The following is a 15502-nucleotide window of genomic DNA, read 5'->3' as shown; positions in this document are numbered from 1 at the left end:
GCGGGCGCTACAGCGGGGTGACGTACGCGGCGCTGATGCCGCCGTCGACGAGGAAGGTCGAGCCGGTGATGAACGACGCGTCGTCGCTCGCGAGGAACGCGACGGCGGCGGCGAGCTCCTCCGCCTCGGCGAAGCGGCCCTTGGGGATGTGCACGAGGCGGCGCTGCGCCCGCTCCGGGTCCTTCGCGAAGAGCTCCTGCAGCAGGGGCGTGTTGACGGGGCCCGGGCACAGGGCGTTGACGCGGATGCCCTGGCGGGCGAACTGCACGCCGAGCTCGCGCGTCATGGCGAGCACGCCGCCCTTCGATGCGGTGTACGAGATCTGACTGGTGGCGCTGCCCATGACGGCGACGAACGACGCGGTGTTGATGATCGAGCCCGACTGCTGGGCGACCATGTGGCGCAGCGCGGCTCGCGAGCAGAGGTAGACGCTCTTGAGATTGACGTCCTGCACCCTGTCCCATGCCGGCAGCTCGGTCGTCTCGATCGAGTCGTCGTCGGGCGGCGAGATTCCCGCGTTGTTGAAGGCGATGTCGAGCGAGCCGTAGGTCGCGACCGCCGTGTCGAAGAGTGCGTTGACCTGGGCCTCGTCGGTCACGTCGACCTGCACGAAGAGCCCGTCGACCTCGGCCGCGGCGGCCTCGCCGGCCTCCGGGTTCATGTCGCCGATGACGACGCGCGCGCCCTCCGCGGCGAAGCGCCTCGCGGTCGCGAAGCCGATGCCGCTCGCGCCGCCCGTGATGACGGCGACCTTCCCGGCGAGTCGCTGGGTGAGGTCGATCGGGGTGATGGTCATGGTGCGGGCTCCGTTCCTAGCCGTGGGAGAAGAAGACGTTCTTGGTCTCGGTGAAGGCGAGCGGAGCATCCGGACCGAGCTCGCGCCCGAGCCCCGACTGCTTGAACCCGCCGAAGGGGGTCGCGTACCGCACGGAGGAGTGCGAGTTGACGCTCAGCGCGCCGCTCTCGACCCCGCGGGCGACGCGGATGCCGCGGCCGAGGTCGCGCGTCCAGATCGAGCCCGACAGACCGAAGATCGAGTCGTTCGCGAGCGCGATCGCATCGGCCTCGTCGTCGAAGGGCAGCACCGAGACGACGGGGCCGAAGATCTCCTCCGTCGCGACGCGGTCGGTGCGGTCCGGCAGCAGCACGGTCGGGGCCATCCAGTAGCCGGGGCCCCCGGGCGCGGTGCCCGTGAACGCGACGGGCGCGCTGCCGTCGAGGAAGGCCGCGACGTTCTCGAAGTGGCTCTTCGACACGAGCGGCCCCATCTCGGTCGCCTCGTCGGTGGGGTCGCCGACGCGGAAGCCTCGTACGGCGGGCTCCAGCAGCTCGAGGAACCGGTCGAGCACGCTGCGCTGCACGAGCAGGCGCGAGCGCGCGCAGCAGTCTTGCCCCGCGTTGTCGAAGACCGACCCGGGGGCGCCGGATGCCGCTGCCTCGAGGTCGGCGTCGGCGAAGACGATGTTCGCGCTCTTGCCGCCGAGCTCGAGCGTCACGGGCTTGACCTGCGCCGCGCATCCGGCCATGACGTGCTTGCCGACCTCGGTGGATCCGGTGAAGACGACCTTGCGCACGGCCGGGTGGGTGACGAAGCGGTCGCCGACGACCGAGCCGCGGCCGGGCAGCACTTGGAAGAGGTGCTCGGGCAGGCCCGACTCGAGGGCGAGCTCGCCGAGGCGGATCGCCGTCAGGGGCGTCCAGTCGGCGGGCTTCAGCAGCACCGCGTTGCCGGCGGCGAGCGCGGGCGCGAAGCCCCAGCCGGCGATCGGCATGGGGAAGTTCCAGGGCACGATGACGCCGACGACGCCGAGCGGCTCGTGGAAGGTGACGTCGAGCCCGCCGGCGACGGGGATCTGCTGGCCGATGAGCCGCTCCGGCGCGCCGCTGTAGTAGTCGAGCACGTCGCGCACGTTGCCCGCCTCCCAGCGGGCGGCGCCGATCGGGTGGCCGGAGTTGCGCACCTCGAGCTGCGCGAGCTCCTCGACGTGGGCGTCGACGGTCGCGGCGAAGCGGCGCAGGGCGCGGGCGCGGTCGACGGGCGCGAGCGCGGCCCACGCGCGCTGGGCGACGACAGCGCGCGCGACGGCCGCATCGACCTCCTCGAGCGTCGCGTGCCGGACCGTGCCGATGACGGACTCGTCGGCCGGGTTGATGAGGGTCGTCTCGCTCACGCGTGCACCCGGCGGCTCTCGGCGTAGTCGACGGCCGCGTCGACGAGGCCCGCGAACAGGCGAAGATCCTCCGGCGACATCTCGGGGTGCCACTGCACCGCGACGCCGAAGCTCATGCCGTCGACGTCGACCGCCTGGATGATGCCGTCGTCGCCGCGCGCGCTCACCGTCAGCCCCTCGCCGACCTCGTCGAGCGCCTGGTGGTGGTAGCTCTGCGCCGTCACCTGCTCGCCGACGAGCTCGGCCAGGCGCGTGCCGGGCACCGTGATCGCCGGGTTCGGGGTGAAGACCCCGCCACCGGCGTTGTACCGCTCGCTGCCGATGACCTCCGGCAGGTGCTGGATCAGCGTGCCCCCGCGCAGCACGTTGAGCACCTGCATCCCGCGGCAGATGCCGAAGAAGGGGATGTCGCGGGCGATCGCGCGCTCCAGGAGCGCGAACTCGAAGTCGTCGCGATCGGTGCGCGGCGCATCGTTCGTCGGGTGCGGGGTCTGCCCGTACCGGCTCGACTCGACGTCCTTGCCCCCCGTGATGATGAGGCCGTCGAGTCCGTCGAGGATGCTGTCGGCGACGGATTCGTCGACCGGCTGGGGAGGCAGCAGGACGACGGTCCCGCCGGCGCGCGTGACCGCCTCGAAGTAGACCTTGGGCAGGAACGCGGCAGGGACATCCCACACGCCCGTGTGCGCCTGCTCGAGGTAGGTCGTCAGCCCGATGACGGGTCGGCGGTGCCGGTCAGAATCGTTCGAAGCCACGGAATCGCTCCCAGTCGGTGACGGCCGCGTCGTAGGCCTTCTGCTCGACGCGCGCCATGTTGAGGTAGTGGTCCACGACATCCTGCCCGAACGCCGCATGAGCGATCTCCGAGCCGGCGAAGAGCTCGGCGGCCTCGCGCAGGGTCGACGGCACGCGCGGCTTGTCGGAGCCGTAGGCGTTGCCGGCGAAGGCCTCCTCGAGGGTGAGCTCGTTCTCGATGCCGTGGATGCCCGCGGCGATGATCGCGGCGGTCGCGAGGTACTGGTTGACGTCGCCGCCCGGCACGCGGTTCTCGACGCGCAGGCTCTGCCCGTGGCCGACGACGCGCAGCGCGCACGTGCGGTTGTCGAAGCCCCACGCGATCGCGGTCGGCGCGAAGCTGCCCTCGACGTAGCGCTTGTACGAGTTGATCGCGGGCGCGAAGAACAGGGTGAGCTCGCGCATCGCGGCGAGCTGGCCCGCGAGCCAGTGCTCCATGAGCGGCGAGAAGCCGTGCTCGCGGTCGCCGGCCATGACGGGCGTGCCATCGGCGCCGCGCACGCTGAGGTGGATGTGGCAGCTGTTGCCCTCGCGCTCGTTGAACTTCGCCATGAACGTCAGCGACTTGCCGTGGCGGTCGGCGATCTCCTTCGCCCCGTTCTTGTAGATCGAGTGGTTGTCGCACGTCGCGAGAGCGTGGGCGTAGCGGAAGGCGATCTCCTGCTGGCCGAGGTTGCACTCGCCCTTGACGCCCTCGCAGTACATGCCCGCGCCGTCCATGCTCAGGCGGATGTCGCGCAGCAGCGGCTCCATGCGCGTGGAGGCCATGAGCGCGTAATCGATGTTGTAGTCGCTCGCCGGGGTGAGGTCGCGGTAGCCCTTGCGCCAGGCGTCGCGGTAGCCGTCGTCGAAGACGATGAACTCGAGCTCGGTGCCGACGTAGGGCACGAGCCCGTGCTCGGCGAGGCGGTCGATCTGGCGGCGGAGGATCGCGCGCGGGCTCGGCGCGACGGGGGTGCCGTCGAGGAACAGCAGGTCGGCGAGCACCATCGCGGTGCCGGGCAGCCACGGGATGAGCCGGAGCGTGTCCATGTCGGGCTGCATGACCATGTCGCCGTAGCCGCGCTCCCAGCTGGAGATCGCGTAGCCGTCGACGGTGTTCATCTCCACGTCGACGGCGAGCAGGTAGTTGCAGCACTCGGCGCCGTGCGCGCCGACCTCCTCGCTGAACAGCCGCGCCGAGACGCGCTTGCCGACCAGACGGCCCTGCATGTCGGTGAAGGCCACGATGACGGTGTCGATCTCCCCCGCGCGGATGCTCTTCTCGAGATCGTGGGCGCTCAGGTTCCCCGAGCGGACTCCGGAGGGTGCAGCGGACATGGCTCGTCTCCTTCGACTGGCACGGTTTCGACCATTAGTACCACACACCCCGCCCAAGCCTCGGCCGTTCTGCGGGCTTCTCGCGCGTCAATGGTGGACACAGGCCACCTTTAGCGGCATGCTTCCCCACTAAGCGCACCGTGGCGCCGTGCCATCGAACGCGCATGACTGCTCCACCCCCTGTCCACCCCGGACTCGATGTCCATCCCCCCAGGAGGAATGCATGGCGGAAACGACCAAGGCGACGGGCGGTGTCACGTACACCCGCGTCGACAAGGGCTACTTCGAGAAGCGCGGCCTGCGCCGAACAGCGGGAGTGTGGGGCCTCTGGGGCCTCGCCGTCGCGGCGGTCATCTCCGGCGACTTCTCCGGCTGGAACTTCGGCATCGACTTCGCGGGCTTCGGCGGCATGCTCATCGCCTTCGTCGTGCTCGTGGTCATGTACTACGGCCTGACCTTCTCGATCAGCGAGATGTCGGCGGCCATGCCCCACACCGGAGGCGCGTACTCCTTCGCCCGCTCGGCCATGGGGCCGTGGGGCGGCCTCATCACCGGGGCCGCGGAGACGATCGAGTACGTCGCGACGACCGCCGTCATCGTCTTCTTCTCGGCGCAGTACCTCGACGGCGTCACGAGCGGCCTGCTCGGCTTCTCGCTCGCCGAGGCCGACATGATGTGGATCTGGTGGATCGTGCTGTACGTCGCGTTCGTGGCGCTCAACGCGGCCGGCGCGCACATCTCGTTCCGCTTCGCCATCGTCGTCTCGATCATCGCCATCGGCATCATCGTCGTCTTCTCGGTGATGGCCCTCGCCTCCGGCCTGTTCTCGTTCGACAAGCTGTGGGACATGGCGCCGAACCCCGACGTGGCCGGCTCGTCGGTGTTCCTCCCCGAGGGCATCGTGCCGATCCTGTTCGCACTGCCGTTCGCCATGTGGTTCTTCCTCGGCATCGAGGAGCTGCCGCTCGCGGCGGAGGAGTCGCACACCCCGGAGAAGGACATCCCGCGCGCCGGCGTCCTCGCGCGCGGCACGCTCATCGTCACGGGCGTCCTGGTCCTCTTCCTCAACACCGGCGTCCTCGGGGCGGAGGCGACGGGCACCTCGCTCGAGCCCCTGCTCGACGGGTTCCGGGCGATCGTGGGCGACGAGCTCGCCGCCGTGCTCGCGATCTTCGCGCTCATCGGCCTGCTCGCGTCGCTGCAGGGCATCATGTTCGCCTACGGGCGCAACATGTACTCGCTCTCGCGGGCCGGGTACTACCCGAAGTTCCTGTCGCTCACCGGCAGGAACCAGACCCCGTGGGTCGCGCTCACGGTCGGCGCCGTCGTCGGCTTCATCGCGATCGTGGTACTCGACCTCCTCGCGCGCCTCGACCCGGAGGGCGTCGGCGCGGTCGCCGGCGCGATCATCCTCAACATCGCAGTGTGGGGCGCAGTCGTGGCGTACTTCCTGCAGATGGTGTCGTTCCTCATCCTCCGTCGGAAGTTCCCGAACGCCAACCGCCCGTACAAGAGCCCGTGGGGTCTGTTCGGCGCCTACAGCGCCGCCGCGATCGCCGCGCTCGTCTTCATCGGGCTCCTCGTGAACCCGGCGTTCCAGGCGGCGATCGTCGCGATCATCATCGTGTACGCGCTCATCCTCATCGGGTTCGCCGTGCACTACCGCACGCAGCTCGTGCTCTCCCCCGAGGAGGAGTACGCGATGAGCGGAGGGACGCACGAGTTGACGAAGGAGTGATCGACCCGCTCACCGCGGGGTGAGCGACCGGCACTGCGCGACGGGCCGCGGGGAGCGATCTCCGCGGCCCGTTCGCGTCGACTCCCGTTCCTCCGCGCGCCGTTGTCAGGCGGATGACGGGTCCGCGGGCGCACGTCGCCGACCCGCGGTGCGCACGTCGCCGACCGGCGGTGCGCACGTTCTCCGGAGATCCGGCGAGGGACGCTCGCCCGGGCGCGCCGCGATGTGCGGTCGTCCCGCAACTCCGGAGAACGTGCACGCCGGCCGACGCCCGGCGAGGCCTGCCGGGCCGGCGGGGCGGAGACCGGGTCCGGCCCGCAGGCCCGATGAGCCGCGCTACGCCCGCGCGAGGGCGCGCGGCGCGAACCCGGCGAGCGCCGCGCGACGCCGCGCGCGGCCGACCGAGAGCCGCGCGACGACGAGCGACAGCACGCCGACGACGAGCATCGCCCCCACGGCGGCCGCGATGCGCGCCGCGTCTCCGCCGGCGAGCAGCGCCTGCAGCCCGTCGACGGCGTACGAGAGCGGGAGCACCGCGCTGAGCGTCGGGAACGGCTCGGCGAGCGCGGCGACGGGGATGAGACCGCCGACGGCGACGAGCTGCACGCCGAGCAGGAGGATCGACACCACGAGCCCCGCGCGCCCCAGCCCGAGCACGAGCGCCGCATGCAGCGCCGTGAGCGCGAGGGCGATGAGCGCCGTGAGCGCGAAGACTCCGGGCGCGAGGGCGAGGTCGACGCCGCCCGCCGTGACGAGCAGCACCGTGACGAGCGCCGCCTGCCCGACCGCGACGAGGGATGCCCGCCCGAGCACCCGGCGCAGGATCGCGCCGGCCGTCGCGGCCGTGCCGATCACGGCCGGAGCCGCGGGGCGCACGACGAGCATCGTCGCGAGCGCTCCGAGCCAGAGCCCGATCGGCGCGAGGGTCGCGGCGAGCACTCCCCCGATGTCGTCGACGGCGTTGGCGCGCGTCGACTCGACGGCGACGGGCGAGCTCGCGAGCTCGGCGTCTCCGGACTGGGGCACCTGCGCGGCGCCGTCGGCGAGGCCCGCGGCGAGCTCGTCGGCGCCCGCGGCGAGGGCGTCGGCTCCGGCGGCGAGCTCACCGGCTCCGGCGCTGGCCTCGGCGGCGCCCGACCCGAGGGCTCCGAGGCCGTCGGCGAGAGCATCCGCGCCCTGCACGAGGGAGGGGCCGCTGCCCGCGAGCGAGGCCGCACCCGTCGCGCTCATGGCGATGCCGCCCTGGATGCCGTCGATCGCTCCCTGGAGCTGCGGCGCGACGGCGCTCGTCGTGCCGGCCGCGATCTGGGCCTGCGTGAGCGCGGCGATGTAGGCCTGCTTCTCGGCGTCGGTGAGGCTCGATCCCTGGATGGCGGGGACGAGTGCGGCGAGCTGCCCGGCGGCCGAGACCGCGGCGGCATCGGCCGAGGCGACGGCGGCGGAGAGCTGGTCGAGCCCATCGGCGCCCCGGTCGAGCTGGGCGAGTCCGCTCGAGAGGCTCGAGACCCCTCCCGTGTACTGGGCGAGTCCCGCGGCGAGGTCGCGCGCTCCCGCGGCGGAGGCGTCGGCACCCGAGCCGAGCGCGGCGATGCCGTCGCCGAGCGAGGCGACGCCCGCTCCGACCTCGCCGACGCCGTCGCCGACCTGCGCGGCGCCGTCGGAGGCGTCGCCGAGCGCCGAGCCGAGCTCGCCGAGGCCCGACTGCAGGCCCGCGAGGTACTGCGCGGTCACCGTGTCGCCGAACTGCTCAGCGAGGCTCGCGCCGACGGACTCCACGATCGTGCCGGCCAGGTAGCTGTGCGCGTCGTCGGTCTCGATCGCGAGCGGGGCGAGCTCCTGGTCGGGCGAGCCGACGGTGAGCAGCGAGCGCGAGAAGCCCTCGGGGATGGTCAGCACGGCGAGCACCTCGCCCGAGGCGAGGTCGGCCTCGGCCTGCTCGGCGCTCGTGGCGCGCCAGTCGAAGCCCGTCGCGTCGGGGCCGGTGAGCTCGGTGACGAGCTGACGCCCCGCGAAGACGGGCTGCTCCTCGCCGTCCGGGCCGGTCGTCGTGACGAGCTCGTCGCTGTTGACGACGGCGGCGGGGATGCGATCGAGCGCGTCGTCCGCGTCGCCGACGGCGGCGAGGGCGGCGCCCACGAGCCCCAGCGGAACGATGACGGCGGCGATGATGCCCGCCCAGCGGCGCGGGCGGCGCCGGCGGGCGCGGGGCGCGGCGAGGGGCGCGGCGGCGGCGGTCGAGGTGCTCATCGGGGGGCCTCCGAGGTCGAGAGGGCGGTGTCGAGCAGGAGCGCGAGCTCGTCCGACGGATCCAGGTCGTGCGCGGTCTCCGGTGCGACGCCCCAGATGCGGACGACGTCGGGGCCGGCGAGCGCCTGCACCACCGCGTCGATCGCATCGACGTCGGCGGGGGCGAGCGCGCCGTCCGAGCCATCGAGCACGAGCACGGGCGTGCCGTCGATGGTCGCGACCGCGGCGAGCAGCAGCGCGCGGGCGGGGACGGGCAGGGCCGAGACGGGCTCGCCGGCCGTGATCGGCGACACGGTCGAGCCGTGGCGCTCGGCGAGGGTCGCGAGGCGGTCGAGCCAGCGGCCGGAGGAGCGGCCGGAGGAGCCGCCGCGGCGCGCGGCGCGCGGCGCGAGCGCGAGGCGCTCGGCGACGAGCTCGCCCGCGGTCGCGGTGGCCGCGAAGCGGGCGCCGCCGAGGTCGACGAGGCTCACGCGGCGCGAAGCGCGCCCGGCCTCCGACGGGAGGACGGCGCCGGCGACGAGGGCGCGACCGCCGAGCGCCGGAAGGTAGCCGGCGAGCGTCGCCGCCGCGATGCGGCGCGTGACGGGATCGGCGACGAGGGCGACGCGGTCGCCGGCGTGCGCGCGCAGCGAGAGCACGGCATCCGCGCCCTGGAGCTCGAGGCGGTCGGCGACGACGACCGCGTCGCCCTGCTCGGCGGCCCAGAGGGTGTGCTCGCGATGGTGGCGCAGCCTCTCGCCCTCGACGTCGAGGTCGGGCATCGCCCGCTCGAGCGCGCGCGGGAACCACCAGGCGCGGCGCCCGAGGAGGGTCATGATCGCCGGCCCGAGCGTCATGCGCACGACGAAGGCGTCGACCGCGATGCCGACGGCGAGGCCGAGCGCGATGGGCTTGATGAGGTTCGAGCCCTCGGGCACGAACGCCGCGAAGACGAAGAACATGATGAGCGCGGCGGCCGTCACGACGCGGGCGCCGTGCGCGAAGCCGTCCTCGATGGCGGCGCGCGCGTCGCCCGTTCGCACGTACTCCTCGCGCATCCCGGAGACGAGGAAGACCTCGTAGTCCATCGCGAGACCGAAGAGCACGGCCATGAGGATGATCGGCATGAAGCTCAGGATCGGCCCCGCCTCGGTGTGCAGGAGCTCGGCCCCCCAGCCCCACTGGAAGACCGCGACCGAGACGCCGAGCCCCGTGCCGACGGTCAGCATGAAGCCGAGCGCCGCCTTCACGGGCACGAGCACCGAGCGGAACACCGCCATGAGCAGCAGGATCGACAGGCCCATGACGATCAGGACGAACGGCACGAGCGCGTTCGTCAGCCGGGTGGAGATGTCGATGCCGACCGCGGTCGTGCCGGTGACCGACAGGGGCGTGCCGAAGTCGGCCTCGATGCCGGCCGCGGCGTCGCGCAGCTCGGCGACGACGACCTTCGTCGCGGGGTCGTCGGGCGCGGTCTCGGGCGCGACGCGGAAGATCGCGAGCTCGAGCCCCGGCGAGGGGATGCCCGGGCTGACGCTCGCGACGCCGTCGACCCGCTCGAGCTCGGAGCGGATGCCCGCGAGGTCGTCGAGGATGTCGGTCGTCTGCGTGATGTCGGCGGTCACGAGCAGCGGGCCGGCGGTGCCGGGTCCGAAGGCGTCGGCGATGAGGTCGTAGGCCTCGCGCTGGGTCGAGCCCGCGGGCTCGTTGCCGCCGTCGGGCAGGTTGAGGTCGAGCGAGAAGGTCGGGATCGACAGCGTGCCGAGGACGGCGACGACGGCGACGGTCGTGAGCACGGGGCGCTTCATGACCCCGCGCACCCAGCGGCGCCCCATCGTGCGCGCGTGCTCGGCCTCGGGCTGGGCGCGGCGCCAGGCGCGCGAGCCGGTCCGCGGCACGAGCCGCGAGCCGGCGAGGCCGAGCAGCGCGGGGAGCAGGGTGACCGCGCCCGCGATCGCGACGAGCACGGCGAAGGCCGCGCCGACGCCCATGACGGAGAGGAACGGGATGCCGACGACGAGCAGGCCCAGCAGCGCGATGATGACGGTGAGCCCGGCGAAGACGACGGCGCTGCCGGCCGTCCCGACGGCGACGGCGGCCGACTCGGCCGGGTCCATGCCGCGGCCGAGCTGGGTGCGGTGGCGCGAGACGATGAACAGCGCGTAGTCGATGCCGACGGCGAGGCCGATCATGAGCGCCAGCAGGGGCGCCGAGCTCGACACGGGCATCGCCGCGGCGAGGGCGAGGATGCCGCCCATCACGATGCCGACGCCGATGAGGGCGGTGACCAGGGGCATCCCCGCCGCGGCGAGCGAGCCGAAGGTCACCACGAGCACGAGGCCGGCGACGAGGAGGCCGACGACCTCGCTCGCGGTGATGCCGACCGTCGTGTCCTGGAACACCTGACCGGCGAACTCGACGCGCGACGCGCGGTCGTCCCCCGTGGCGATGAGCGCGTCGAGCGTGGACTCCCCGACCTCCTCCGAGGTGCCCGCGAGCTGCACCTGCACGATCGCGACGCGCTCGTCGTCGCTCACCTGCCCGTCGGCGAACTCGTCGAACGGGCCGAGCACGGCCTCGACGCCGTCGACGCGGGCGAGGTCGGCCGCGAGGTCGTCGATCTCGGCGCGGATGCCCGCATCCGTCACCGAGGACCCTTCAGGAGCGACCACGACGGCCTGCGCGCTCGCCCCCGCGACGGCCGGGAACAGCTCGTGGAGCTGGTCGAGCGCCTCCTGCGACTCGGTGCCGGGGATGGAGAACGCCTCCTCCGTCTGCCCGCCGAGTGCGAGCCCGCCGCCGAGCGCGGCGGCGAGCAGGAGCACCCAGGAGACGAGGACGAGCCAGGCGCGGCGGTAGGCGACGCGCCCGATGCGGTAGAGCAGGGTCGACACGGGTGGGCTCCTAGCGGGCGGGGTCGGCGATGGGGAGGAGGAGCTCGCTGATGACGGCGAGGAGTCCGGCGCGGAGGATCTCCGGCTCCTCCTCGACCACGTCGAGCTGACGAGCGGCGGCGAGGCAGTACGCGGCGCCGCCGAGCGCGATGCCGTACCGCAGGCGCTCGACGGGCGAGCCCGCGGCCAGGTCGAAGAGGTCGGCGACGCGGCGCATCTGCACGAGCGCGCTCTGCATGACGGGGACGTCCTCGAGCGTGGCTCCCTGGTTGATCACGAGGTGGACGACCTGGCGGTGCTCGAGCAGGTAGTCGACGAAGCGCTCGACGAACGCCGCGCGATGCGCGAGGTCGAGGCCGCTGGCGGCCGTGGCGTCGATGAGCGCGGAGAGGTCGTCCAGGGCCGGAGCGAGGGCCGCTTCGAGCAGCTGCTCCTTCGAGTCGTAGTGGTAGAGGACGCTCGCCTTGGAGGCGCCGACGAGGTCGGCGATGCGCTGCAGCGAGGTCGCGGCGTACCCGGCGCTCGCGAACTCGGCGAGCGCGATGAGGCGCAGATCTTCGGATCGGGACACCGCACGACCATACCTGACCGATCGGTCAGGTTGCTGGGCGGATCCTGAGCACCGGCCGCACCGGGTCGAGGCCACCCGGTAGCGTGGGCGACCGAGCCAATGGAGGTGCATTCGTGCGCAAGTACCTGTTCAACGGAGCCATCATCAGCGCCGCGGTGTCGGCCGTGAGCGTCATCAACGCCACCCGCAAGGGCCCCCACGACTGGCGCCTCGCGCTCATGTGGGCGAGCTGGGGCATCAGCGTCGCGATCGCCGTCGGCACGATCATCGAGGACCAGAAGACGCCGGGCGACCCGGCCTTCCAGCTCGTCGACAGCTAGGTCGTCGATCGGGCGCGCACCGCGAGCCGTCGACCCCAGCGGGGAAGGCGGAGCGCTCTGCGCCAGAGAGCCCACACGAGCATCCCCGCCGCGAACGACACCGCGGTCGCCGCGAGCGGGGCGTCGTCCTCCAGCAGCGGGTACAGCTCCCAGTGCACGAGGTAGACGAACAGCGACGCCGAGGCGACCGCGGTGACCATCGGCATCAGGATGCGCGGCAGACGCACCGCGCGCACCCAGACGAGCGCGAGCAGGCCCGCGATCACGACGGCCTCGCGCTGCGCGTCGCCGAAGAAGCCGACGGTGCCGACGACGGCGACGACGGAGGAGACGACCCTCTGCGACCGGGACCCGGCACGCGCGACGAGCCAGCCGAGGGCGAGCAGCCAGAGCACCCCGGGTGGGGCGTACCGCTCGACCGCGCCCGACGTGATGCCGCCGGTCGCCACGACCCGCGCGGCGAGGGCGAGGCCGACGGCGCCGAGCGCGAGCGCGAACGGCCGCCGACGCTCGAGCCGGTCGAGCGCGGGCACGGCGACGAGCAGCGCGAGCAGGAGCGCTCCGGCGACGGCCGCCTCGATGAACCAGAACCGCCACTGCTCCGACCACGTCGCGCTCGCCCAGCCGGCGGGCTCGCCGAGCCAGGAGTTCACCAGCAGGGCGGTCGTCGGCTCGTACGCTCCCGTCGTGAGGCCTACGGCTCCGATCCACAGAGTCGCGGGAACGGCGATCATCGCGGTCGCGCGCAGGAGGCTGCGCACGCGCGCGGCGCGGTCGATGCCCGCGAGCTGGAACCGCGCGAGGTTGTAGCCGAGCACGGCGAGCAGCACGTGCGCACCGCCCTGCAGCCCGAGCAGGTTCGCGTGCGTGCCGACGATGAGGATGATCGCGAGGGCGCGCAGCGCGACGGGGGCCTCGAGCGTCGCGGTCGACCAGCGCGACGCGCGCGCGGGTGCGGCCGGGCCGCCGCCGCGATCGGCCTCGCGATGGGCGGCGCGGCGCTCGCCCGATGAGGCGGATGCCCGGCGCTCGCTCGCGATCGCGCCGAGCTCGACCGCCGTGAGCGACGGCCAGTCGCGCGGCAGCTCGCCGACGAGCCGCTCGAGCCGCACGACCGCCTCGACGTACGCGAGAGAGTCCCCCTCGAGCGCGACGAAGCTGTCCTCGACGGCGGCGTCCGGTCGGTCGAGGACGACCGCGTACAGACTCCGGACGGCCTCGGCGAGCGCCGCCGACCCGTCGGTCGCGGCCCGCTCGAGGGTCCTCACCGCGCCGACGGGCGCCGGCTCGGTGACGAGGGCGCTCTCGACGGCGCTCTCGACGGCGCGCTCGGCGATGGCCCGCAACGCCGCCCGGTCGGGCTTCCCGCTCGAGGTCACGGCGAGCTCCTGGACCATGGCGACGCGGAAGCTGCGGGTCGGCAGCCCGGTCGCCGAGGCGAGCAGCCCGGGCACGCACTCGAGCTCGTCGAACGACGGCGACCCGATGAGCACGGCGTCGTCGGCGTCGACGGCGTAGGCGGGGATTCCCTTCTCGGCGAGCAGCGACTCGATCCGGTCGAGGTCGACGCGCAGGCCGAAGAGCTTCACGAAGCGGCTCGAGCGGCCGACGATCTCGACGAGGCCGTCCGGGGCGAGCCGCGCGAGATCGCCCGTCCGCAGCTCGTCGAGCTCGGGCCCGCGAGCGAGGTCGGCCGCGGTCGAGGCGTAGCCCATCATGACGTTCGGTCCGGAGTAGACGAGCTCGCCGCATCCCTCGTCATCGGGCGCGTCGATGCGCAGCGCGCCGCCGGGGATCGCGATGCCGATCGCCTCGGGGCGCTCCTCGGCGAGCGCGGGAGGCAGGTACGCCATGCGCGCGGTCGCCTCGGTCGCGCCGTACATGACGACGAAGTCGAGGCCGTGCGCGGCCGACGCGCGCGCCCAGCGCCGCACGCGCTCGGGTCCGAGCTTCCCGCCCGCCTGCGTGAGGCAGCGCAGCGCCGGCAGCTCGAGCGGGCGCGCTCCCGAGGCCTCGATGAGGTCGAACGAGTGCGGCACGCCCGCGATCGAGGTCACGCCGGCCGCCTCGACCTCGCTCCAGAAGGCGGGCTCGACGACCGAGCGGTCGGTGAGCAGCACGCTCGCGCCGGCGGCGAGGTGGCTCGTGATGATCGAGAGGCCGTAGCAGTAGTGCGGCGGCAGGGTCGTGGCGCCGCGGTCGGCGGGGGTGAGCGCGAGGTACTCGGCGATGCTGCGCGCGTTGCTCACGAGATTGCCGCGCGAGAGGCGCACGAGCTTCGGCGAGCCCGTCGAGCCCGAGGTGCTGAGAAGGAGCGCGAGGTCGGGGTGCAGCACGTGGGCGCTCGCGTCGCGGCGATGCTCGAGGCGCGCCTCGCCGTCGACCGACGAGACGATCGTGTCGGGGTCGTACTCGGCGAGGATGCCCGCGCGCAGCGTCTCGGCGGCGCCCGCGTCGCTCTCGCCGTCGATCATGATGACCGGATGCCCGCCCGCGAGCGCGGCGAGCAGGCTCACGATCGTCTCCTCGTCCCGACGGGCCGCGAGCATGACGAGCCGGCGGTCGGCGCCGAGCAGCGCGGAGCGCTGCACGACGCGGTCGCGGAGCTCCCCGTACGAGGTCGCCCCGCGCTCCCCCACGAGCGCGACCTGCTCGTCTCCCCCACCGAGGAACGGGTGCGCGACCGGGGTCGCCCGCGAGCGCGCGATCGAGGCGGGGAGAACGGAGGCCATGGCGCAGGTAAGGCTAGCCTAAGTGAGGCGGTCCCGCGAGAGCGGAGGGCCGGTGGGCCGCTCGACCGATCAGGAGCGCGCCGCGAAGGCCATGACGATGCCGAGCACGATGAGCGCCGCTCCCCCCGCCGCGCGCACCGCGGCGATGCGGCTGCGATTGGAGGCGAACCACTCGCGCGCCGTGCCGGCCGCGATGCCGTAGAGCCCGTCGCTCACGATGCCGATGACGAGGAAGATCGCGCCGAGGAGCAGCATCTGCACCGCCGGCTCGGCACCGCCCGGCACGACGGCCTGCGGCAGCGCGGCCACGAAGAAGACGATCGTCTTCGGATTCGTGATGCCGACCACGACGCTCTCGCGCACGATCGTCGTCGTGCGCGGCGTCACGGGGTCGAGCTCCTGCTCGCCGAACTCGTTCCTGTGCCGGATCGACTGCACGCCCAGCCAGACGAGGACGAGTGCGCCGGCGATCTTCAGGATCGTGAACAGGAGCTCCGACTGCGCGATCACGACCCCGACGCCGAGCGCGACCGACGCGATCTGGAGGCCGACGCCGAGCGCGCCGCCGAGGACGCTCAGGAGGGCCGCGCGCGTGCCGAGCGCGAGAGCGCGCCCGATGACGAACAGCACGCCGGGGCCGGGCACGACGATGATGACGATCGACGTCAGGAGGAACGCCGCGAACTCGGGACCGAACACCACGCTCCCGATGCTAGGGCCGCGCGATAGAGCCGC

The 15502-nt window shown here is 73.2% G+C and carries 11 protein-coding genes; 2 read left to right on the top strand and 9 right to left on the bottom strand.

All coding sequences use genetic code 11. The features are described 5' to 3' along the window. Nucleotides 1–7: 7 nt before the first annotated feature. Genes ASC54_RS07980 through ASC54_RS07965 form a run of 4 tightly spaced genes read right to left on the bottom strand, consistent with a single transcriptional unit; the run spans nucleotide 8 to nucleotide 4286 of the window. Nucleotides 8–796, bottom strand: coding sequence for a 3-oxoacyl-ACP reductase (locus ASC54_RS07980; RefSeq protein WP_055859613.1), 789 nt, complete (start codon nucleotides 794–796; stop codon nucleotides 8–10). Between the two features lie 16 nt (nucleotides 797–812). Continuing rightward, nucleotides 813–2171 (bottom strand): aldehyde dehydrogenase, encoded by a 1359-nt coding sequence (locus ASC54_RS07975; RefSeq protein WP_055898205.1) that lies wholly within the window; start codon nucleotides 2169–2171, stop codon nucleotides 813–815. Next, the gene (locus ASC54_RS07970; protein WP_055898202.1) at nucleotides 2168–2926 is read right to left on the bottom strand and encodes a gamma-glutamyl-gamma-aminobutyrate hydrolase family protein; all 759 of its coding nucleotides are present in this window, start codon (nucleotides 2924–2926) and stop codon (nucleotides 2168–2170) included. The genes ASC54_RS07975 and ASC54_RS07970 overlap by 4 nt, the downstream gene beginning before the upstream one ends. After that, complete coding sequence (locus tag ASC54_RS07965; protein WP_055898200.1) at nucleotides 2907–4286, bottom strand: glutamine synthetase family protein; 1380 nt, start codon at nucleotides 4284–4286, stop codon at nucleotides 2907–2909. Before ASC54_RS07965 ends, ASC54_RS07970 begins: the two co-directional genes overlap by 20 nt. A 223-nt stretch (nucleotides 4287–4509) precedes the next feature. Here ASC54_RS07965 and ASC54_RS07960 point away from each other — a divergent pair, with 223 nt between their 5' ends. Then, a complete protein-coding gene (locus ASC54_RS07960) occupies nucleotides 4510–6024 on the top strand; it encodes an amino acid permease (RefSeq protein WP_055859603.1) in 1515 nt (504 codons plus the stop codon). 336 nt (nucleotides 6025–6360) lie between these two features. On the opposite strand, the gene ASC54_RS07955 is transcribed toward ASC54_RS07960, so the two are convergent. From ASC54_RS07955 to ASC54_RS07945, 3 genes are read right to left on the bottom strand one after another with little or no spacing between them, the layout of a single operon-like run. Next, nucleotides 6361–8271 carry a YhgE/Pip domain-containing protein gene (locus ASC54_RS07955; RefSeq protein ID WP_055898197.1) on the bottom strand — a complete coding sequence of 637 codons (1911 nt, stop codon included), beginning with the start codon at nucleotides 8269–8271 and terminating at the stop codon, nucleotides 6361–6363. Beyond that, nucleotides 8268–11144 carry an MMPL family transporter gene (locus ASC54_RS07950; RefSeq protein ID WP_055898194.1) on the bottom strand — a complete coding sequence of 959 codons (2877 nt, stop codon included), beginning with the start codon at nucleotides 11142–11144 and terminating at the stop codon, nucleotides 8268–8270. The genes ASC54_RS07955 and ASC54_RS07950 overlap by 4 nt, the downstream gene beginning before the upstream one ends. A 10-nt stretch (nucleotides 11145–11154) precedes the next feature. Then, nucleotides 11155–11715 (bottom strand): TetR/AcrR family transcriptional regulator, encoded by a 561-nt coding sequence (locus ASC54_RS07945; RefSeq protein WP_055898192.1) that lies wholly within the window; start codon nucleotides 11713–11715, stop codon nucleotides 11155–11157. 113 nt (nucleotides 11716–11828) lie between these two features. Between ASC54_RS07945 and ASC54_RS07940 the strand changes: the two genes are divergently transcribed. Continuing rightward, complete coding sequence (locus ASC54_RS07940; RefSeq protein ID WP_055859590.1) at nucleotides 11829–12035, top strand: hypothetical protein; 207 nt, start codon at nucleotides 11829–11831, stop codon at nucleotides 12033–12035. Here ASC54_RS07940 and ASC54_RS07935 read toward each other — a convergent pair. Both ASC54_RS07935 and ASC54_RS07930 read right to left on the bottom strand, forming a co-directional pair. After that, nucleotides 12032–14767 carry an AMP-binding protein gene (locus ASC54_RS07935; protein ID WP_055898189.1) on the bottom strand — a complete coding sequence of 912 codons (2736 nt, stop codon included), beginning with the start codon at nucleotides 14765–14767 and terminating at the stop codon, nucleotides 12032–12034. The two genes, ASC54_RS07940 and ASC54_RS07935, sit on opposite strands and share 4 nt — an antisense overlap. 69 nt (nucleotides 14768–14836) lie before the next feature. Next, on the bottom strand, nucleotides 14837–15469 hold the full coding sequence (locus ASC54_RS07930) for a LysE family translocator (protein WP_055898186.1): 633 nt from the start codon (nucleotides 15467–15469) through the stop codon (nucleotides 14837–14839). Nucleotides 15470–15502: the final 33 nt, after the last annotated feature.

Origin of the sequence: Yonghaparkia sp. Root332 (assembly GCF_001425665.1) — a bacterium.
In the GTDB taxonomy this organism is placed as follows: Bacteria; Actinomycetota; Actinomycetes; order Actinomycetales; family Microbacteriaceae; genus Microcella.
Note: the sequence above shows the minus strand (reverse complement) of the source record. Positions and strands in the feature narration are given on the sequence as shown.